Raw genomic sequence first — 18040 nt, 5'->3', positions numbered from 1 at the left:
TTAGCAGTAGCCATTCAATCATTCGCAATCGATAACAACCACACAATGGATCTGTCGAAATTGGGCCTGCTAGAGGGCCCCAACGGTGAGGACAACACGCCCGGCCTGCTCGGCTACGTGTTCTTCGCTCCGGAGGCGTGGTTCACCACCATTGCCAAAGCGCCGAAGTATTCGGCCGCTCAGGCCAAAGCCGGCGACTCGGTGCTCATCACCGAGAACCACGCTTTCAAAGCTGGCCTGGGCTTTCTCAAAATTTACATCACGCTCGACTCCAACCAGCTCAAAGCCGATATCGTGGGTGAGCGGGACGGCCGCGGCCTGAAGATTGCCTTTGAGGGTTTCCACCCCGGCAACAAGCCCCAGAGCCTGGAATTCCTGAACCTGGTGAAAAATATCGGCGGTATCCTGCTGGTGCCCGATGCCGATGGTAACCTCATTCAGGTGGGCGCTGAGGGCCTGCCTGTAGAGCTGGCGCCCAGCTACGACTCGGGCAAGCTCTCCAGCGGCCGCCGGGGCAGCATCGTGAAAGGTGAAGCGTATGCCACCGGCCTGCGCATTTACACCGGTGACGTAGTCGAGAAGCCGGTAGTGTAATGGCCAAGCAATCCCTGAACCAGCAGCTGCTGCGGCCGGAAGTCGCCGAGAAGTTCACAGCCACCATAACGCCCTGTGTTATCCATCTCCAGCGTATCGGCCGCAAAATTGACCTCACGCAGCTCACGCTTGAGCAGGCCGAGGAGCTGGTTCAGGACCCCAAGTTTACCTACCTGGTGCGCAAGAAGGAAAAGCGCAGAAAGGCCGCACCAGCGGTAAGCGAGTAACCCGAAGGTGAGAGAACGGGCAAGTGAGGGGAAAGGCCCTGGCCAATTGGCCAGGGCTTTTTTGCGTCCTTTTTCACCGTGGCAGCCGGCGGCAGTTTTGGGTATGAAATGGAGAGATATCTGGGACTGGAGTCCCTGGGTTGCTGGCATTTTGGCTTGCAGCCTGCTACTGACCGACTGCTTCGGTGGCCATAAGGAGCATGTGACTGGTATTGTAGAGGGGCACCACTATACCCCGCCTTATACTACCACGAGTTGCAGCACTGATAAAAAAGGTCATACCTCGTGTCATACGGTCTATCATTCTGCTTCCTACGTGCTAATCGTGCGCAGCAAGGAGGGCCTTGCCCGGGTAAGCACTGGCAGTACTGGGTATGCCGTGGCGCACGACACTGACGTGATAACCTACACCCGCCTGCGCACGCGCTGGACGCATTACACGTGGGGCAATAGTTATTCGGCCGAATGAGTGCGGTGGAGTGGCTGGCTGGCCCACGGGCTTGGGCTGCCGGCGTGGCCCTACATGCGCAGCTGGGCGGCAGTGCCGTGTACCAGCAGCTTTTCGCCCTGGGTGAGACCGGGTACAGCCGCCAAGTGCTGGTAGAGCAGCTGCAGGGCCTAGCCGGCCCGGTGGAGGATATGCCCCGCCTTTCAATGGACTACCTACAGGAACAGCGCCGGCAGCTCAGTGACCAAGCCTTTCGCCAGGAGGTGTATAGTACCCCGCCAGCCGCGGCTGAACCCAACTCGCCACTGCTCACCGACGTGCGGGCCCAGATCAAGGCCGCCCGCGACGAGCGGAGCCAGCTGCATGCGCAGCTCACGGCGCCAGGCCTGCGGGTAACGGCCCGCTGCGAGATGGCCCACCGCATCTGTGCCCTCACTGAGCAGGTGCAGCTGCTGCTGGCCAGTGAGCAGCACGTGCTGGAGCATGGCCGGCTACCGGGTAAGGTGGCCACTGAGGAGGTAACGGATGCCGGCGAGTTGCGCCGACGCCTAGACAACCTAGTGGCGCTCCGCAGCAAAGTGCGCCGCCGGCCTGAGCGCGCCGGTGAGCTGCCGGACCTGGAGGCTGAAATCGATTTGATCCGAAACAAACTCAATACCCCCCAACGTGACTGAAGAACTGCTTCCCTTGTCCTGGACTACCCAGCAGCGCCGAGTGCGCGAGCTGGTGCCCCTGAGCTATAACCCGCGCACCCTCACCGACGAGGGCCGAGAGCGGCTCACGCGCAGCATCCGCAAATTCAACCTGGCCGAGATTCCCGCCATCAACCTCGATAACGTGGTGCTGGCCGGCCACCAGCGCCTGGCCGTGCTCGTGGACCTGGGCCGCGGCGAGGAACTCATCGACGTGCGCGTGCCGAATCGTCAGCTGACGAAAGAGGAGCTGGACGAGTACAACGTGACGAGCAATGTGGGCGCTGGCCAGTGGGACTACGAAAGCCTGCTGGAAAACTTCGCCCACCTGGACCTGGGCAGCATCCTGGACGCGCCGGTGCTGGAGCAGCTGGCTCAGCTCACGGCTGTAGTGCTGCCGCCGGCGGAGGAGCAGGAGTTCGACCCGGCACCGCCAGCCACGCCCATCAGCGTGCTGGGAGACGTGTACGAGTTTCAGAGCATCGGCCGCGGCCTGGTGCACCGCTTGGTATGTGGATCCAGCACCGAGGCCGACGTGCTGGCCACGCTGCTCCAGGGCAAGCTCATCAACCTTACCAATACCGATCCTCCCTATAACGTCGCCTACGAAGGCAAAACCAAGGATGCCCTCACCATCGAGAATGATAATATGAGTGACGGGGATTTTCGGGCCTTTCTGTATGATTTCTACAGCAACGTGTACGCCCACTCGGCCCCGGGCGCGCCCATCTACGTGTTTCACGCCGATAGTGAGGGTGCCAACTTCCGCCTGGCTCTGCAGGAGGCCGGGCTGAAGCTGAGCCAGTGCCTGGTGTGGGTAAAGCAGTCGTTTGTAATGGGCCGTCAGGACTTTCACTGGAAGCACGAGCCCATCCTCTACGGCTGGAAGGAGGGTGCTGCCCATCCCTGGTACTCAGACCGCACGCAGTCGACTGTGCTTCAATTTGACCGACCGAGCCGCAATGCGGACCATCCGACTATGAAGCCGCTGGAAATACTGGAGTACCTGTTGCAATGCTCCAGTAAGGAGGATGATATCGTGTTTGATGGCTTCGGCGGCTCCGGCAGCCTGCTCATTGCCTGCGAAAAGACCCAGCGCAGCTGCCACTCGGTAGAGCTGGATCCGCGCTACGTCGACGTGCACGTGCGCCGCTTCGTGCAGTTCATGCGGGATAATCAGCGGCGCTTTACCATCATCCGCAACGGCGAGGAACTCACCGAGGCCCAACTGAGCGAGTATGTCGACGCAACTGCTGCCTAAAGACCTGCCCGGGGCTCAGGACGTGATTCTGCACAAGAGCACGGCCGTGGAGCGTATTTATGCCGCCAGCATCGCCGAGGCCAATGGTGAGGTGGGCGCGCTACAGCGGCTCTCGCCGGCCGACCAGCTGGTCAACCAGCAGATCGAGGCCGCCTACGCCTTGCTGAGCAACTACCACACCTTCGACCAGGCGTGGCCGCTGCTCCAGAAGCAGTTCGGCATCAGCCGGGCCACGTGCTACCGGCGCCTGGCTGATGCCCAGAACCTGATGGGCGACCTGAAGAAAGTGCGTAAGGAGGGCCGTAAGGCCATCCTGTTGGAGTTTTCGCGCAAGATTCTGCAACTGGCCCTCACCCAGCGCCCGCCCGACATGCGGGCGGCCATTGCGGCCATGAACTTTGAGGCCAAAGTAGGTGGGCTGATGCGCGCCGATTCGGGCCAGGAGGAAGCAGGTGGCTCTGGTGGTGGTAACACCAGCTACGTGATTAACCTCACGGTAGCCGGCTCCTCGAAAACACGCACCATCAATTTGATGGACCCGGATAGCATTGAGGAGGCCGACTATGAGCTCATCGTGGACGCCGTGCAGCAGAACGTGTTCGGCGGCGACCAGATGGAAAAGATGCTGCTGGAGCGAAAGGAGGTGAGTGGGGATGGTAATCATTGATCGGATTAAGCTCACGTTCAACCAGCCGCAGCTGCGCTACGTCACGGCCAAGGGCAAAAAGGAGGGCATCAGCATCTGGGGCCGCGGTACGGGCAAGTCCACGGTTATTGCCTGGGACATGCACGAAATCGTGCGCACCATGCCCCGCAGCTGCTGGGTGATTGTGGGCTCGACCTACAAGCAGGTGCTCACGCGCACCTTGCCCTCAACCATTGCCGGTTTGGAGGCCCTGGGCTACAAACTGGACCGCGACTTCTACGTGGGCCGGCACCCACCACCCTCTAAGCTCTTTGAACGCCCCATCCAGGGCCCGCTGAAGTACGACCACTTCATCATCTTCAAGAATGGCACCGGGTTTCACCTGGTGAGCCTGGATGCCGGTGGTTCGGCCTCCCGGGGCCTGAACGTGGACGGCTTTATCGGCGACGAGGCCCTGCTGCTCAACAAGGACAAGCTCGATGCCGACTTGTCGGCCACCAACCGCGGCAACGGCCACGTTTTCGGTAAAAACCCGAAGCACCACGGTGTTTTCCTCTTCAGCTCGATGCCCTGGGGCGACCAGGGTCGCTGGTTGCTGGAGAAGAGCAAATACTACGAAAATGACGGCGTTGACCTGGTAGCGCGGCAAAACGAGCTGATTGCGGCCCAGGTGCGCTTCATCGACGCCGAAACGGACGAGGAGCGGCTGCATATCTGGCGGGAGCAGGTCGTAAAGCTGATGCTGGAGATACGCTATTTCCCCAGCTCGGCTAATCGGGGCACGTTCTACTCGGAGGCCAATGCGTTCGATAACATCCAGAACCTGGGCCTGCAATACCTGCTCGACCAGCGCCGGTTCATGACCGACTTCACCTTCATGATTGAAATCATGAATCGGCGGCCCACGACGGTAGAGGGCGGGTTTTATCCGCAATTGAACCAGGGCCACCACGTGCAGGAGTGCGCCAATGATGATTTCGTGCTGGGGCTGGAGTACAACATCAAAAAGCTCACGGCACTCCAGGATAAGCCCGATAGCCGCATGGATTCGGACTGCCGCAGTCACTTGCCCCTGGTGGGAGCGGTGGACTGGGGCGGTAAGATTTCGGTGCTTACGGTAGGACAGAAGCACGAGGACGTGCGGGAGTACCGCATCCTGAAGGGCTTGTACGTCAAGCATCCCAAGCTGGTGAGTGACCTGGCGCATGCCTTCTGCGACTACTACCAGTACCACCTGCGCAAGGAGCTGATCTTCCTGGAGGATGCTGAATGGGGTAACAACCGTAACCCCAACAGCCCCTGGACGCTGAACGAGACCTTTATCAAGGTGCTCCAGAGCCGGGGCTGGCGCGTTACCCGGGCCAACCTGGGCCGCGTACCTGGTCACCCCACACGGTATGTTGTAGGGCAGGAAGTGCTGGCGGAGAAGCAGTATCCCAAGGTGTGGCGCGTGCGCTTCAACAAGGTCAACACCCGCGACGTGGTGCAGGCCATGCTGCTGGCCCCGGTGGGCCAGGATACCAAGGGTAACATCAGCAAGATCAAAACGAGTGAGCGGAACAACAGCTTCCCGCAGGAGCACGCCACCCACTTCACCGATACGGTGGACTTGCACTTCCACTACATCGGTACCGACGTGGTCAACAGCAGCCCGGACTTCAGTGGCCTGCTGGTAGTATAGGTCGGACACAGCCCGGACATCGTGTCCGTCACATAGCGAAAGCCCCAAAACGTGCTGTTTTGGGGCTTTTTTGTGTCCTCTGTCACATGACCATCACATGAACTCGCCCCACAGATATCACCGAGGCACCCCCCGGCAGCTGCCGGTAGACGACAGTGCAAGCCGGGGCGTTCTGCTAGACTGGTGAGACTGCAACGCGCCAAAGTGGCCCAAAAACGGCGTTTCCAGTGCGTGAGGGCAAAACCCTGTGAGATTGGCTTTTTGTGGGTTTTCAGGCTGATACGGGCGGTTTTGTGTCCTTTTTGCCGAGGCAGGGGGGCGGCAGTTTTGCAGCATGGAAACCCCCGCAACCATTCGCCTAAAAGACGCGCTGGCCCTGCTTGAAAGCGGCACGCCACTGCCGGTGCGCTGGGTAACGTGTGACCGGCGCCGCGGCACTGGCGGCGAGTTCCGCGAACTGGCGGCCGCGCGCATTGGCTCGGGCAAGCCGGAGGCCGAACCGCCAGCGCCCGTGCTGACCGGCGACGCCGAAACCGACGTGGCCACGGTGGCCCGCATCGCCCGCGACCCGGACCACTACGCCAACGCCACGCGCAACCTGCGGGATACCGCCACCGGCGACATCATCAAAATCCACATTTATCTACTCGTGGCCGTGGCCGGCCGCAAAGTCATTCTGTAATGCAGCAGTTACTCTTCAGCTCTGCCGGCAGCACCGCGTACTGGCGCGGTACCGGCGCCCTGGCTGGTTCCGTCGTGCGCGGCCTGGGGTTTTCAGCGGCCGCCGGCAGCTCAGGCGGCGGCACCACCCAGGACGGCGCGACGCCCAGCTCCCCGGTAGAAAAGGGCCAGAGCGGCGACGTAGCCCTGTGGGGTGAGGCCAATGACTTTCCACAGCAGGTGCTCAAGTCGCTGGAGTCGAATACGATTCTGCCCAGCGTGCTGGAGTGGAAAACCCGGGCCGTGTACGGCGGGGGCGTGGTGTACGGCCGCGTCACCGACTTCGACAAGAACGGGAATGAAATCTTCAAGCGGGAGCGGCTGCCCGACGTAGAGGCGTTTTTCCGCCGCAGCAATATTCCCCGCTACGCCTACGAGGGCCTACAAAACCTGTTCACCTACGCGCAGAGCTACCCGGAGCTGATTCAGTCGCTCAATAAGCAGAAGATTACCACCCTGACCACCCAGGACACGGCCTTCTGCCGCTACTCCGTGCCAAAAGCCAATCAGCCGGTACCGGACTACGTGCACATCTCCGCCAACTGGCCCGATGCCAAACCCGGCGACGAGTACACCACCAGTGTGCCAGTACTGGACCCTTACTATGAGCCGGTGGATGCGCTGAAAGCCGATACTCGGGGCTTTAAATACGTGTATCCTTTGGCGCTGCCGAGCCCGGGTAAGGCGCTCTACCAGCTGGCCAGCTGGAACAGCATCCGCCGCTCGGGCTGGCTGGACGTGGCCCAGGCCATTCCGGAGTTCAAGGCGGCCATGTTCAAAAACCAGCTCAGCATCAAGTACCTCATCGAAACGGACGAGCGGTACTGGAACTGGAAATATCCTGACTGGGACACGAAAACCACCGAGCAGCGCCGGCAGATTATCGGCGACGAGCTCAGTGACTTCGAAAAAACCATGACCGGCGCCGCCGGCGCAGGCAAGTCGATTCTCTCGGTGGCCGTGGTGGATCCGCGCAGCCAGGAAACCATCAGCGCCTTCAAGGTGACGGCCATCGACGACAAAGTGAAGTCGGGCCTGCACATCGAGGACTCGCAGGAGGCCAGCTCGCACATCTACACTGCGCTGAGCGTGGACCCGACCCTGGTGGGCATCAGCCCGGGCAAGGGCATGGGGGCCGGCTCCGGCTCCGACAAGCGCATTGCCTTCAACAACTTCATCAGTACCCACCGCTTCCACCAGGACCTGATTCTGGAGCCGCTGTACCTGGTACGCGACTACAACGGCTGGCCCGCAGAGCTGGAGTTCCGCTTCCTCAACCCATTGGCCCAGACGGCCGACGTTTCGAAATCCAACACTTCCACGGCCACTGGCGGCCAAGCTGACAACCCTTCCGATGCAGAGCCTACTGACAACTAGAGACGAGCTGCGCCGCTACGTCACCATCGATACCAGCGACGTGCCGGAAGCGGTGCAGCGGGAGGCCGAGCACCTGCGCGGCACCGTGCTGCTGCCCCTGCTTGGGGCCCCGCTGCTCAGGTGGCTGGAGGAGCAGTACTCGGCCGGCACTACGGCCGGCGACGACACGCTGGCCGGCGAGCTGCTTGGGCTGGTGCAGGCCCCGCTGGTCCGGCTGAGCGTGGCCGGCTCTCTGGACGAAATCCAGGTAAGTATCGACGACACCGGCATTCACATTGTGAGTACTGGTACCGAGAAAACGGCCTTTCAATGGCAAATAGAGGCCCTGCGTAAGACCCTTACGCGCAAAGGCTACCTGGACCTGAACGTGCTGCTCCAGTGGCTGGAGGATAATTACACCAGCTCGCCCGAGTTGCAAGCCTGGGCCACCGGTGCCAGCCAGTACCAGCGGCTGCAACTGCTGACCAGCGCGCCGGAGTTTTCGCGCTTCGAGAACATCCAGGACTCCTGGCCGGTGTTCGAGGCCCTCAAACCCCTCATAAAAAAGCAGGAGCTGTTTATCCTGGCCCCGCAGCTGGGCTACGAGTTCCTGGATGAGCTGCGCACCCAGGTGCGTACCCGCAGCCTGACACCCGAAAACGAGGAGTTGCTGGAGCAGTTCATCCGGCCGGCGCTGGCCAGCCTCACGCTGGCCCGGGCCGTGCCCGAGCTGGGCCTGCGCCTGACCGGCGACGGTATTGAGTTGATGGTGGCCCGCATCGATACCGATAACTCCAAGGAAGCCGATGCCGGCCTGGACGCACTGCTCCAGGCCCGGGCCTTCGAGGCCCAGCGTTCGGCCGATATCCTGCTGGAGCGGATGCGCCAGTTTCTTAACCAGCGGGCCTCCGCCAGCCGGTACGCCACTTATTTCTCCCTGGGCCCATATCGGCCGGCCACGGCACCGGTGGTACCTCTGAATACCGCCGACTCCAAGGTTTACCGCGCTATCTGATGCTGACTTTACTACTGCCGCCGGCGCTGGAAATGGGGGCCCGCTTCATTGAAAAATACGTGTTCAGCGACTGGAATGCCCTGGTGTTTCTGATGGTGCTGTTTCTGCTCGATACCAGCCTGGGCATGGTGCGCAGCTTCCGGCAGGGGCGCTTCCACTCCCGGGGTATGCGTCAGATGTTCACCAAGCTGCGCGACTACGCCGTGGGCCTGGTAGTAGCCCACGTGCTCAGCTCGGTGCAGGTCGATGGCCAGCCGCTGCCCCTGGCGCCCTACCTGGCCATCGGCTTCAAGGGGGCCATCTACTTCTTCATCCTGATCATCGAAACGAAGAGCATCGATGAGAACCTGCGCAACCTGGGAGGAGCCGGCCTGCCGCTGCCCAAGTTTCTGCGCAAGGGCATGCAGGACTGGGAAGAAACCGGCCAGTTCCGCAGCAAAATACCGCCCGAGGAGCTGCTGGCGGTGCCGGATGCTGAGCTGAGTACGGCCCTGCCGGAGCCACCTGTTCGAGACGTTTCCATTGGTTAAATTTTACTGTATGCAGCTGACCAAACAACTGCTGATGGCTGCCCTGGTGGGCACCACCGCCGCCGAGGCCGACAAGTTCCTCGGCGCCATCAACACCACCTTGGCGGTGTTTAAAATTGACACGCCCCTGCGCGTGGCCCACTTCCTGGCCCAGATTGGCCACGAGTCCTGCGGCCTGGATGCCGTGCGCGAATATGCCTCCGGCGCGGCCTACGAGGGCCGCAAAGATCTGGGCAACGTCTACAAAGGGGACGGGGTGAAGTTCCGCGGCCGCGGTCTGATTCAGATTACCGGCCGGGCCAACTACTTCGCCCTGAGCAAGGCGTTCAACGTGGACTTCATTGCCAACCCGCTGCTGCTGGAGCAGCCCCTGCATGCCGCCATGTCGGCCGGCTGGTACTGGAACAGCCGCAACCTCAATGAGCTGGCCGACGGCAACTTCTTCGATACCATCACCAAGCGCATCAACGGGGGCACCAACGGATATGCGGACCGAATGAACCGGTTCCTGGTGGCCGCCAAGGCCCTGGGCATTCCGGGTGGTGTAGTTCCTAAACCGGCGGCGTCATGAATGCACTAAAAGAACTCAAATTCCGGGATTGGGCCCTGATTGCTTTCATCCTGCTGATCTTCTACCTGGCCGCCGGCTGCGCGGCCACTCGGGAGGTGCCGCCCCTGGTGGCGGCGCCCACGCCCGAGCAGCTGCAGACGCAGGCCCAGCTGCCGGCGTACCTGGTGCCGCCGCCGCCGGCGGCCACGCCGAAGCAGCGGGAGAAGTGGGTGGCCGCCCAGACCCAGGCCCTGGCCAACGTGAATGCGCCGGCTGCCCGCAAAGTGAAGCTGAAGAATGTTGGTAACCCGGAAACCACCAGTACTGTGCAGGAGGGGATTACCGGCCAGCAGCTGACGATTGGCTTGGTAGTTCTGGGTGCTATTAGCCTGGTCTGCTGGCTGAAGCCCTGGCGCAAATAAATAAACTGCCCCGGCCGTGCTGCCGGGGCAGTTTGGTTTCCTACCTTCGCCACGCGAACTACTAGTAAAATCACAATCCGAGCACTTCGGCCGTCGTCATACGGCCGGGGTGTAGAGCGGGAGCATGACCCGTATGCTAAGGTGCTCGGAAGAGTTTACTGGTGTTCGCAGCGATTACCCCGGCTTGCCACGACTGCTGTACCATGGCTAAAACCCCACCCAAGCGCCCGATTGGCTTCGGCAATCGGCCCCCAGATCCGGACCCCAACGGTACCGACGACGGATTTCGCTGGCAGCCCGGCGACGCATCAGCTCCCGAGCAGGAGGCGGCCCCAGAGCCGCCGCCTCGCCAGCCCAAGGCTGCCCCGGTGTTTGTAGGTGTGGGGGAAGGCCTGGCCATCCTGGGTGCCTACGACCTGTACCCACTCACGCCGCTGAGCAACCTGGAGCAGGGATTGATTCAGGTTGTGGCCGGTCTGGAAAAACGCATCGAAGAACTGGAATCGGAGTAAGTTTGCCTGCCGGGTTTACAGGTGTGTGGCCCGGCACAGAGCAACACCTACTGCAACACGAAAGCCCTGGGCGACGGCCCGGGGCTTTTTTTGTGCCGGATTGCACCATTCCAGTCACACCATGGCACCGTGCCTGGAATCTGCAGCAGCGTGCTGAAATAGTGGTTTTTTGACTTGGAACGGCCGAAAAACGATGCGTGGTTTGTCCCACTACCACACGAAAACGCCACGTCATGAGCCAGCCTTCAACCCCTGCCGCCACCCCCAAGCGCAAACGCGTTAGCCACCGCCAGAGCGTGGCAGAGTTCATTGCGGAAGCCAACGCCCGGAAGGTGAAGTGGGTGGATTGGAACGGGAATCCTGTCGAGCAGCCCGCCCGATAAACGCCTTCTTTCTGCCTGGGTAACGCCGGCGGCACTGGCCACGTGCGCGCACGATTGCACACGCCTAATCGGTGTGTTGCACCGTGCATGGAATCTTCGTTTTTGAGCTGGAAATAAGGTTTTGTGACTTGACTCGTCGGGCCAAGTGATGCGTTGTTTGTCATACTAAACGACACGCAAACAACGCCTTACGAATATGACCGCCGCCCAAATCCTCGCCACCACCGGAGTAACGAAAACCTGGAAAATGCAGTGCCTCTTCGCCCTGGGCCACACCCGCCGCGAAGTAGCCACCATGATGAACGTAGGCTACGGCTTCGCCCAGAACGTGTACGCCGCCTGGGTAACTACCCGCGCCACCGCCGCCCTGGCCACGCCGGTACCAACCCCCGCCGCCGCTACCTGGGCAACCTTCACGCCCCGCACCGTAGCCCGCAACTTCGGCGTAGAAATCGAAGCCTTCGGCCCGACCCGCACCGCCCTGCTCGGCGAGCTGGAGGCCCAGGGTATTGAAGCCCAGGGCGAAGGCTACAACCACACCACCCGCCCCCACTGGAAAATCGTATCGGACGCCAGCGTAAGCGGCCAGAACGCCTTCGAACTGGTAAGCCCCGTACTGAACGGCTGCGACGGGCTGGAGGATGTACGCCGGGCCTGCCGGGCCCTGAATACCACCAACGCCAACGTAAACGACTCCTGCGGCCTGCACGTGCACATAGACGCCCGCGACCTGACCCTGGAGCACCTGCGCCGGATTTGCCTCAACTACCTGCGCCTGGAGCGGACCATCGACCAGCTGATGCCCAGCAGCCGCCGCGCCAACAACAACACCTACTGCCGGAGCATCCAGGGCGGACGTACCCTAACCGCCACCGAGGAGGCCATACGCGCCGCCACGACTACCCAGGCCCTGGCCACGGCCATCAACGGCACCAGCCGCTACTACAAGGTAAATTTGCAGGCTTTCTTCCGCCACGGTACCATCGAATTCCGCCAGCATAGCGGCAGCACCAACGCCGACAAAGTAATTTTTTGGGTACGCTTCCTGCTCAACCTCGTAGAGTACAGCCGCCAGCACGAAGTACCCGCCACCAACAGCGTAACGGACTTTGCTAACTTTAACCAGCGCGACATCGCTACCTACTACACCCGCCGCCGCACGGCGCTACAAACCCGCTAGAATGACCACATACAACATACTCGGTGGGGGCCAGCTGAAGGCCTCCACCGATTTGGGCATTGTACAGGCCCTGCGTGAAGACGCCCAGCCTTGGCTACCCAGCGTCGGTATCGAAGATTTTATGGAAGGCATGGCCGAACGCGCCAAGTTCCAAACCGGCGACACCATTCGTATCGATTCCATTGCTAACTTCGTCAGCGACCTGAAGCAGTTCGGGTTCCTTATCCCCGCATAAACCACTCCCGACAGCGGGGAGCGGCCCTCGGGCCAGGCAGATGGTTTGGCGTGCGTAGTTTGGCCGCTCGGCTACGCACTGAAATGCCCAGGGCGGCCTGCCCATGCTCCCCATCGACTAGCCCCTCCGCACCGTGCGGAGGGGCTTTTTTGTGTCCTTTTTCACCGTGGCAGCCGGCGGCAGTTTTGCCCCATGGAACGACTAGAAATCTGGGGTAAGCAGTACTCGCCGGCCAGTACCTGGGACGAGCTCACCCGGGGCCAGCTCGCCGGCGTCATCGAGGTGCTCTACGGGCCGGAGCAGTTCTGGCCCGCCAAGCTGCGACTGCTCAGCATTGTGAGTGGCGCGCCCCTGGAGCAGCTCATTGAGCTGCCGAAGTTTCAGGTGGAGCAGCTCTACCCGCTCACCGACTTTATTTTCACGGAGGAGCACTACCTCACGCGCCAGCTGGTGCCCGAGCTGCGGGTGCCGGCACCGAAGCCGCTGCGCCTGCTGGGCCCGGGCGACTCCCTGCAAGGCGTGCTCTTCGGCGAGTTCATCTTCGCCGATACCTACTTCTGCCAGTACGCCAAGCGCAAGTCAGCCGCGGCCTTTAACCACTTCCTGGCCGCACTGTACCGCCCGATGCGCCGCGGGCCCGGCATTCGCCCGGGCCACCCGGAGTGGACTGGTGACACCCGGGAGCGGTTCAACGAGCACAACGTGGGCTATTACGCCCGCTATCTGAACCAGGTGCCCGACGTGGACCGGCTCTGCATCCTGGCCTGGTACCGCGGCTGCCGGCAGCAACTGGTGCAGGAGTTTCCGGAAGTATTCGACGTGGCCACCGAGGCAGCGCCCGGCAGCCGGCAGGAGTCAGCCGACTGGGGCCGCGTGCTGCGCCTGCTTTCCGGCGGGGCCTTCGGCCCGCTGGAGCAGACCGCCGGCCAGCACCTGCGCACCATTTTGGCTGAAATGAATGACCGGGCCAAGGAAGCCCGCAAACAGAAACGCTAATGCTACGACACTCCCAATACGTTGCGGTGTTCCGCGACCTGGCCACGCGCCACCAGCTCATCCAGCACTCGCCCGCGCAGCCGCGCTTTGCCCGCGTGGTGGTGAGCATCGACCCGTTTCAAAAGCAGGTGGATCTGGCCGAAATGGCGCGAACCCAGCTGGGCCGCTACTATAAGGCTGGCGCAACCAACCAGATGCTGGTGGTGGAAAGCTGCCACACGCAGTACCTAGATAACGGGGGTGACAACAAGCAGCGCCGCCGCTCCGGGGCCTTCTACGTGTTCCAGAAAATTGCCGATTCAAATAACCAGGACCAAATCGAGCAGGCCATTGACGCCACAGAGCAGACCGGTGAGCAGATCCTAGCGGCCGTGCTGCACCAGCTCAGTGGCCAGGTGAAAGTGCGCATCGATGAGAAATCCATCACCAGCGACACCATTGGCCCCATCGGCGACGGCACCTGGTACGGCACCCGCTGGGACTTCGACTTTACCACGCCGGCCACGGCCGCGCTGGCTTACAACCCTTCAGTTTTTAACTAGCATGGCAGGCGAACGGTATTCCCGGCTGATTTTCCAGTTTGTATTCCCCGGCGACGGTCAGCAGATTCAACTCACGCTGGCCGGCCAGGCGCACACGTTCACGGCCCGCCACGGCTACACTGCCGTGCCTGGCGAGTACACCGTTTCTACCCAGGCCGGCACGACGAATCCGTTGCTCACCACGGCCGACAGCCTGCGGTATGCCATTGAGCAGGTACTGGCCGGCCGGGGCCTGGGCGACAAGTACCAGATGGTGCACGAGCTGCTACCGGCCACCACGCCCGAGGACGCCGATGGCGACGGCTACGTCGATGACCCCTCGGTGGACTCCACCGGCATGTACAAGGGCCAGATTACCATTACGGCCCGCTACTACGACGCGGCCCTGGACCTTGGCCCGCTGGTGGACTTTGGTTTCGGTAGCCCGGGCAACGACTACCCGCGCTTCCGGGAAATCAGCCGCAACCCGACGCTGCTGCCCCTGACCATCACGCCCACCGTGACGGTGGCCACCTGCTACGGTAGCAGTACGGCCGCCGTGCAGCTGGCCGTGAGTGGAGGGCAGGCCCCGCTCTCGGTTAAGTGGGATGATAATGTGACGACGCTCAGCCGCAGCAACCTGCCGGCCGGCACCTACCGCGTCACCCTGACCGACGCCAACCAGGCCAGCTTCTACCGTGACGTAGTGGTGGGCCAGAATGCGCGCATCGATGTGGTGGTGCAGAAAACCGAGGCTGGCGTCACGCTCCAGGCTTCCGGTGGCACTCCACCACTTGCGTTTTTGTGGGACGATGGCAGCACCGATGCCTTCCGGGATGATTTGGGCGAGGGCACCCACGCCTGTACCATCACCGACGCCAAGGGCTGCACGGCCGACGTGGTGGTGGAGTATTCCAAGTTGAACTGCTACCTGGTACGCAACCCCATTCCGCTGCGCCTCGACGCCGGTGCCTTATACCGCCAGGACCCGACGTTGAAGCCCAACCTCACCTTCGTGTGCCAGGTGCTGGTCGAGGAGCAGTACCTGAGCAATCAGTTCACGGCCGTGGGCGCGGAGCTGGAGCAGCCGGCCGATAAGGATGGGCGCACGGCGTTTCAGGTGCAGGAGCTGCTCTCGCCCTACCTTCAGTACCACGTGCCAGCGGCCGTGGGCCCGGTGGCGGAGCGGGCCGAGAGCCTATTTAAGCGGTTTTTCCTGCGCTATGCCCAGGTCTACGGCACCCCGCCGGTGCGGGCGGCAGCCCTCTCGGCCGAGCAGCATTACGTGTTGCTCGGGGGGCTGAGCTTTACCGAGGCCCGGGCCCGCACCTGGCACAACAGCTACCAGCAGCAAGTTCGTCCTTTCCTGACCTGGGAGCCCCGGGAAAAGGAGGTGTTTGCCGACCAGCCGGAGTTTCTCTACTACCAGGCTCTGACAGCTACGCCCAGCGTGCGCCTGGTCGTGGAGCTAACCTTCGACGACAACTCCACCCAGGAGCTGAACGTGGGCGAAGTGGAAGGCGGCGTGCAGCGGTACGAGGTGTTCTGTTTCGGCTGTGGCTTTGCCCAGCTGCGCCTGGAGCGGCTGCCGGCCGAGCAGCGGGCCCGCATCCGCAGCTGGCGGGTGTGGGTGGCCGACGACGACGGGTTTGTGGTGAGCGAGGTGCGCACCTACTACTTGAGTCAGCGGCAGGCCCCGCTGCGCCGCTACGTGCTCTACGCCAACTCGCTGGGGGGCATGAACACGTTCGTGGCCGAAGGGGAAGCCCAGCTCGATGCCGAAGTAACCGGCGACCAGGTAGAGTTGAATCTGCCGCTGGACTACGACCCACTTGCCGGCGACACGGCCGTGCTGGAGCGAGAACTCAGGCCGGTGCTCAAGCTGGCCTCGGGCGTGCACCTGGGCCGGGTCCGGCAGCTGGGCCTGCAGGAGCTGCTGCTGACCCGCCGGGCGCTGCTCTGGAACGCGGGGCGCTGGCTGGCCGGCTACGTGAAGACCAAAACGGTCAACGTGCTCGACGACGGCCGGCCGGTACCCACGCTGGAAATTGACTTTGTACTGCCCGCTGAGCGGCAGTTTACCCCGTACCTGCCCCCGCTGCTGGCTGGCCAGTCAGCCGTAGCCGTGGGGCCTGATTCCGGTGCGCTATGATTGAATTGGTCACAAGTGCCGGCGCCCTGGATCTGGCCGCCGGCACCACCATCAGCCTGGAAATCCAGAATCCGCTGTTTCGCTTCGATGCCGTGCCCGGCACCACGTCGTACTCGTTTTCGCTGCCCTGGAGCCCCCAGAACCTGCGGGCCCTGAACTTTCCCCACGTGCGCGCCGCCCAGGGCGAGGTGGTGGAGCCGGAGGCCTGCGGCTTCTACATCGACGGGGTACTCTGGCGGCAGGGCAGCCTGCTCTACCGGGAGTGCGACGAGCAGAAGCGCACGTGGCAGTACACCTTCGCCGCGGATGCGGCCGATTTGCAGGCTCGTATCAACGGCCGCACCCTGCGGCAGCTGGACCTCGGGTCCGTAGCCCTGGAGCTGCGTCCGGACGCAGCTCTGTATGCCCTGCCCACCGTCTATAATCCGCAGTTTTATGACAAGAACGACGCGTTTAAAGCCGGGGCGGGCCTGCTCAACGACTACCGCGCCGGCAGCTACCGGCTCAACGCCGGCGGCACCTGGCAATTCCCGATTGTGCCGTTCCCGCGCGTTGTGCCGTTGCTCCGGCGGGTGCTGGGGGCGGTGGGGTACCGCGTGTCGGGCGAGTGGCTCCAGGACGCCGAGCAACTGATCTGCTACTCTGACCGGGCGGCCGAAGTGCTGGCTGCGCCCACCGATACGGTGCCGGTGCTGCCGGCCACGTTTGCGCTCAGCGCGCACGTGCCCGACCAGGGCGTGGGCGAGTTTCTGGTCAGCGTGCAGAAGTATTTCGGCCTGGGCTTCGACTTTCACCCCGTGCGGCCGGAGCTCCGCATCACCCGCCTGCGCGACGTGGTGGCCGACGACGCCTACGTGGAGCGCCGGGGCGGCCCGGGGCGCCTGGCGGTGGCCGAGGGGGGCGGCTTTCTGCTCAAGCTGGGGCTGGAGAGTGACGACCTGAACAAAACCCGCGACACGAGCTGGGCCCAGCTGCGGGTGGGCAACGGCAAAACGACCATCGACACCCAGGCCGGCACGCTGCACGTGCTCGAGGCCCTGGACAAGAGCGACAACTCAACGCGCCTGGTGCCGGCGGTGCTGGCCAAGGGCGCCTCGCCGGCTTTCGAGGCGGGTGAGGACAGCCGGGCCGGCCTGCGCCTGCTCTACGACCTGGGCGTGGGCACCTACCAGGGCAGCACCTACCCGATGGCCACCAGCGCCAGTCCCGATGGCATGCTGCCGGCGCTGAGCTGGCCCGGCCTGGAGGGCCTGTACGCCCGGAATTACCAGCCCTGGCTGGACTTTCTGGACCGGGCCGGCCGCGAGGAGCGCACGATGGAGTTTCGGGTGGCCGACCTGCTGAGCCTGGATCCGAAGCGCAAGGAGCTGGTGGCGGGGCGCAAGTATTTGTGGGAAAAAGTAGCCTTCAGCGTGAGCACCTCCCGCCGGCTGGAGCAGGCCCGCTTCACCTACCGACCCATCAGACGATGAGCAATCAGGACGCGCTACAAAGTGAGCTGGAAGTAGCGAAAAAGTGGCTTGATATCACTATTGAGCGCTTTATTGAAAACATGCGCAAGCTGCGCATTGAGGACACCGGCACGCTCATGGCCAGCTTTAAAAAGCAGGTGGTGAGTTCTGCGGAGGGACGGCTGCAGCTGCAGCTTTCCTATGCCCTGTATGGCAAGTTTGTCGACATGGGCGTGGGCCGGGGTATGGGTGCTGGCATCCGCAAACCCGATGATGGCTACGACCGCATCCGCAACAGCAATGGCAGCCTGAAGCGCTACAAACGCAAGAAGCGCAATTGGTATGCCCGGGAGATTGGCTACCAGACCAAGCGCCTGGCCGAGCTGATGTCGGACTTGCACGGCACGCTGCTCATTTCGGCGGTAAGCGAGGGGCTACCCTCTGAAACAGTACAGATTAACTTATAAG

At 62.6% G+C, this 18040-nt stretch carries 22 protein-coding genes; all 22 read left to right on the top strand.

Features of this window, described 5'->3' with window-relative positions:
* Positions 1–45 precede the first annotated feature (45 nt).
* The 22 genes from LF252_RS07855 (at position 46) to LF252_RS07750 (ending at position 18039) form a co-directional block, all read left to right on the top strand.
* Positions 46–594, top strand: coding sequence for a hypothetical protein (locus LF252_RS07855; RefSeq protein WP_226269031.1), 549 nt, complete (start codon positions 46–48; stop codon positions 592–594).
* Entirely contained in the window at positions 594–821 is a 228-nt protein-coding gene (locus tag LF252_RS07850; RefSeq protein ID WP_226269030.1) for a hypothetical protein, read from the top strand. The genes LF252_RS07855 and LF252_RS07850 overlap by 1 nt, the downstream gene beginning before the upstream one ends.
* A gap of 316 nt (positions 822–1137) precedes the next feature.
* Positions 1138–1290 carry a hypothetical protein gene (locus LF252_RS07845; protein ID WP_226269029.1) on the top strand — a complete coding sequence of 51 codons (153 nt, stop codon included), beginning with the start codon at positions 1138–1140 and terminating at the stop codon, positions 1288–1290.
* Positions 1287–1943: a hypothetical protein gene (locus LF252_RS07840; protein ID WP_226269028.1), complete on the top strand. Its 657-nt coding sequence runs from the start codon at positions 1287–1289 to the stop codon at positions 1941–1943. Before LF252_RS07845 ends, LF252_RS07840 begins: the two co-directional genes overlap by 4 nt.
* Positions 1936–3222, top strand: a complete 1287-nt coding sequence (locus LF252_RS22990) for a DNA modification methylase (RefSeq protein ID WP_226269027.1) — start codon at positions 1936–1938, stop codon at positions 3220–3222. Before LF252_RS07840 ends, LF252_RS22990 begins: the two co-directional genes overlap by 8 nt.
* Complete coding sequence (locus LF252_RS07830; protein WP_226269026.1) at positions 3200–3889, top strand: hypothetical protein; 690 nt, start codon at positions 3200–3202, stop codon at positions 3887–3889. Before LF252_RS22990 ends, LF252_RS07830 begins: the two co-directional genes overlap by 23 nt.
* Positions 3876–5549 carry a hypothetical protein gene (locus tag LF252_RS07825; RefSeq protein WP_226269025.1) on the top strand — a complete coding sequence of 558 codons (1674 nt, stop codon included), beginning with the start codon at positions 3876–3878 and terminating at the stop codon, positions 5547–5549. The genes LF252_RS07830 and LF252_RS07825 overlap by 14 nt, the downstream gene beginning before the upstream one ends.
* A 334-nt stretch (positions 5550–5883) precedes the next feature.
* The gene (locus LF252_RS07820) at positions 5884–6231 is read left to right on the top strand and encodes a hypothetical protein (protein WP_226269024.1); all 348 of its coding nucleotides are present in this window, start codon (positions 5884–5886) and stop codon (positions 6229–6231) included.
* Complete coding sequence (locus tag LF252_RS07815) at positions 6231–7646, top strand: hypothetical protein (protein WP_226269023.1); 1416 nt, start codon at positions 6231–6233, stop codon at positions 7644–7646. The genes LF252_RS07820 and LF252_RS07815 overlap by 1 nt, the downstream gene beginning before the upstream one ends.
* Positions 7624–8640, top strand: a complete 1017-nt coding sequence (locus LF252_RS07810; protein WP_226269022.1) for a DUF6712 family protein — start codon at positions 7624–7626, stop codon at positions 8638–8640. Before LF252_RS07815 ends, LF252_RS07810 begins: the two co-directional genes overlap by 23 nt.
* A complete protein-coding gene (locus LF252_RS07805) occupies positions 8640–9170 on the top strand; it encodes a phage holin family protein (RefSeq protein ID WP_226269021.1) in 531 nt (176 codons plus the stop codon). The genes LF252_RS07810 and LF252_RS07805 overlap by 1 nt, the downstream gene beginning before the upstream one ends.
* Positions 9171–9180: 10 nt before the next feature.
* Positions 9181–9741, top strand: coding sequence for a glycoside hydrolase family 19 protein (locus LF252_RS07800; RefSeq protein WP_226269020.1), 561 nt, complete (start codon positions 9181–9183; stop codon positions 9739–9741).
* Positions 9738–10142 (top strand): hypothetical protein, encoded by a 405-nt coding sequence (locus tag LF252_RS07795; RefSeq protein WP_226269019.1) that lies wholly within the window; start codon positions 9738–9740, stop codon positions 10140–10142. Before LF252_RS07800 ends, LF252_RS07795 begins: the two co-directional genes overlap by 4 nt.
* A 203-nt stretch (positions 10143–10345) precedes the next feature.
* Positions 10346–10654 (top strand): hypothetical protein, encoded by a 309-nt coding sequence (locus LF252_RS07790; protein ID WP_226269018.1) that lies wholly within the window; start codon positions 10346–10348, stop codon positions 10652–10654.
* 233 nt (positions 10655–10887) lie between these two features.
* The gene (locus LF252_RS07785; protein ID WP_226269017.1) at positions 10888–11037 is read left to right on the top strand and encodes a hypothetical protein; all 150 of its coding nucleotides are present in this window, start codon (positions 10888–10890) and stop codon (positions 11035–11037) included.
* Positions 11038–11233: 196 nt separating this feature from the next.
* The gene (locus tag LF252_RS07780; RefSeq protein ID WP_226269016.1) at positions 11234–12217 is read left to right on the top strand and encodes an amidoligase family protein; all 984 of its coding nucleotides are present in this window, start codon (positions 11234–11236) and stop codon (positions 12215–12217) included.
* 1 nt (position 12218) lies between these two features.
* The gene (locus LF252_RS07775; protein ID WP_226269015.1) at positions 12219–12452 is read left to right on the top strand and encodes a hypothetical protein; all 234 of its coding nucleotides are present in this window, start codon (positions 12219–12221) and stop codon (positions 12450–12452) included.
* 192 nt (positions 12453–12644) lie between these two features.
* Complete coding sequence (locus tag LF252_RS07770) at positions 12645–13448, top strand: hypothetical protein (protein WP_226269014.1); 804 nt, start codon at positions 12645–12647, stop codon at positions 13446–13448.
* Positions 13448–13990 (top strand): hypothetical protein, encoded by a 543-nt coding sequence (locus LF252_RS07765; protein ID WP_226269013.1) that lies wholly within the window; start codon positions 13448–13450, stop codon positions 13988–13990. Before LF252_RS07770 ends, LF252_RS07765 begins: the two co-directional genes overlap by 1 nt.
* Position 13991: 1 nt before the next feature.
* Complete coding sequence (locus tag LF252_RS07760) at positions 13992–16121, top strand: SprB repeat-containing protein (RefSeq protein ID WP_226269012.1); 2130 nt, start codon at positions 13992–13994, stop codon at positions 16119–16121.
* Positions 16118–17593, top strand: coding sequence for a hypothetical protein (locus tag LF252_RS07755; protein ID WP_226269011.1), 1476 nt, complete (start codon positions 16118–16120; stop codon positions 17591–17593). Before LF252_RS07760 ends, LF252_RS07755 begins: the two co-directional genes overlap by 4 nt.
* Positions 17590–18039 (top strand): hypothetical protein, encoded by a 450-nt coding sequence (locus tag LF252_RS07750; protein ID WP_226269010.1) that lies wholly within the window; start codon positions 17590–17592, stop codon positions 18037–18039. The genes LF252_RS07755 and LF252_RS07750 overlap by 4 nt, the downstream gene beginning before the upstream one ends.
* Position 18040: the final 1 nt, after the last annotated feature.

Source organism: Hymenobacter pini (assembly GCF_020421205.1).
GTDB classification, from domain to species: Bacteria; Bacteroidota; Bacteroidia; order Cytophagales; family Hymenobacteraceae; genus Hymenobacter; species Hymenobacter pini.
The sequence above is the reverse complement of the archived record's forward strand: the minus strand, read 5'-3'. Positions and strand labels throughout refer to the sequence as shown.

What these genes read in the sequence shown, in the direction of transcription:
- LF252_RS07855 (WP_226269031.1), top strand. Translation starts at nt 46, where the DNA reads ATGGATCTGTCGAAATTGGGCCTGCTAGAGGGCCCCAACGGTGAGGAC.
- LF252_RS07850 (WP_226269030.1), top strand. Translation starts at nt 594, where the DNA reads ATGGCCAAGCAATCCCTGAACCAGCAGCTGCTGCGGCCGGAAGTCGCC.
- LF252_RS07840 (WP_226269028.1), top strand. Translation starts at nt 1,287, where the DNA reads ATGAGTGCGGTGGAGTGGCTGGCTGGCCCACGGGCTTGGGCTGCCGGC.
- LF252_RS07830 (WP_226269026.1), top strand. Translation starts at nt 3,200, where the DNA reads ATGTCGACGCAACTGCTGCCTAAAGACCTGCCCGGGGCTCAGGACGTG.
- LF252_RS07825 (WP_226269025.1), top strand. Translation starts at nt 3,876, where the DNA reads ATGGTAATCATTGATCGGATTAAGCTCACGTTCAACCAGCCGCAGCTG.
- LF252_RS07820 (WP_226269024.1), top strand. Translation starts at nt 5,884, where the DNA reads ATGGAAACCCCCGCAACCATTCGCCTAAAAGACGCGCTGGCCCTGCTT.
- LF252_RS07815 (WP_226269023.1), top strand. Translation starts at nt 6,231, where the DNA reads ATGCAGCAGTTACTCTTCAGCTCTGCCGGCAGCACCGCGTACTGGCGC.
- LF252_RS07810 (WP_226269022.1), top strand. Translation starts at nt 7,624, where the DNA reads ATGCAGAGCCTACTGACAACTAGAGACGAGCTGCGCCGCTACGTCACC.
- LF252_RS07805 (WP_226269021.1), top strand. Translation starts at nt 8,640, where the DNA reads ATGCTGACTTTACTACTGCCGCCGGCGCTGGAAATGGGGGCCCGCTTC.
- LF252_RS07800 (WP_226269020.1), top strand. Translation starts at nt 9,181, where the DNA reads ATGCAGCTGACCAAACAACTGCTGATGGCTGCCCTGGTGGGCACCACC.
- LF252_RS07795 (WP_226269019.1), top strand. Translation starts at nt 9,738, where the DNA reads ATGAATGCACTAAAAGAACTCAAATTCCGGGATTGGGCCCTGATTGCT.
- LF252_RS07790 (WP_226269018.1), top strand. Translation starts at nt 10,346, where the DNA reads ATGGCTAAAACCCCACCCAAGCGCCCGATTGGCTTCGGCAATCGGCCC.
- LF252_RS07785 (WP_226269017.1), top strand. Translation starts at nt 10,888, where the DNA reads ATGAGCCAGCCTTCAACCCCTGCCGCCACCCCCAAGCGCAAACGCGTT.
- LF252_RS07780 (WP_226269016.1), top strand. Translation starts at nt 11,234, where the DNA reads ATGACCGCCGCCCAAATCCTCGCCACCACCGGAGTAACGAAAACCTGG.
- LF252_RS07775 (WP_226269015.1), top strand. Translation starts at nt 12,219, where the DNA reads ATGACCACATACAACATACTCGGTGGGGGCCAGCTGAAGGCCTCCACC.
- LF252_RS07770 (WP_226269014.1), top strand. Translation starts at nt 12,645, where the DNA reads ATGGAACGACTAGAAATCTGGGGTAAGCAGTACTCGCCGGCCAGTACC.
- LF252_RS07765 (WP_226269013.1), top strand. Translation starts at nt 13,448, where the DNA reads ATGCTACGACACTCCCAATACGTTGCGGTGTTCCGCGACCTGGCCACG.
- LF252_RS07760 (WP_226269012.1), top strand. Translation starts at nt 13,992, where the DNA reads ATGGCAGGCGAACGGTATTCCCGGCTGATTTTCCAGTTTGTATTCCCC.
- LF252_RS07755 (WP_226269011.1), top strand. Translation starts at nt 16,118, where the DNA reads ATGATTGAATTGGTCACAAGTGCCGGCGCCCTGGATCTGGCCGCCGGC.
- LF252_RS07750 (WP_226269010.1), top strand. Translation starts at nt 17,590, where the DNA reads ATGAGCAATCAGGACGCGCTACAAAGTGAGCTGGAAGTAGCGAAAAAG.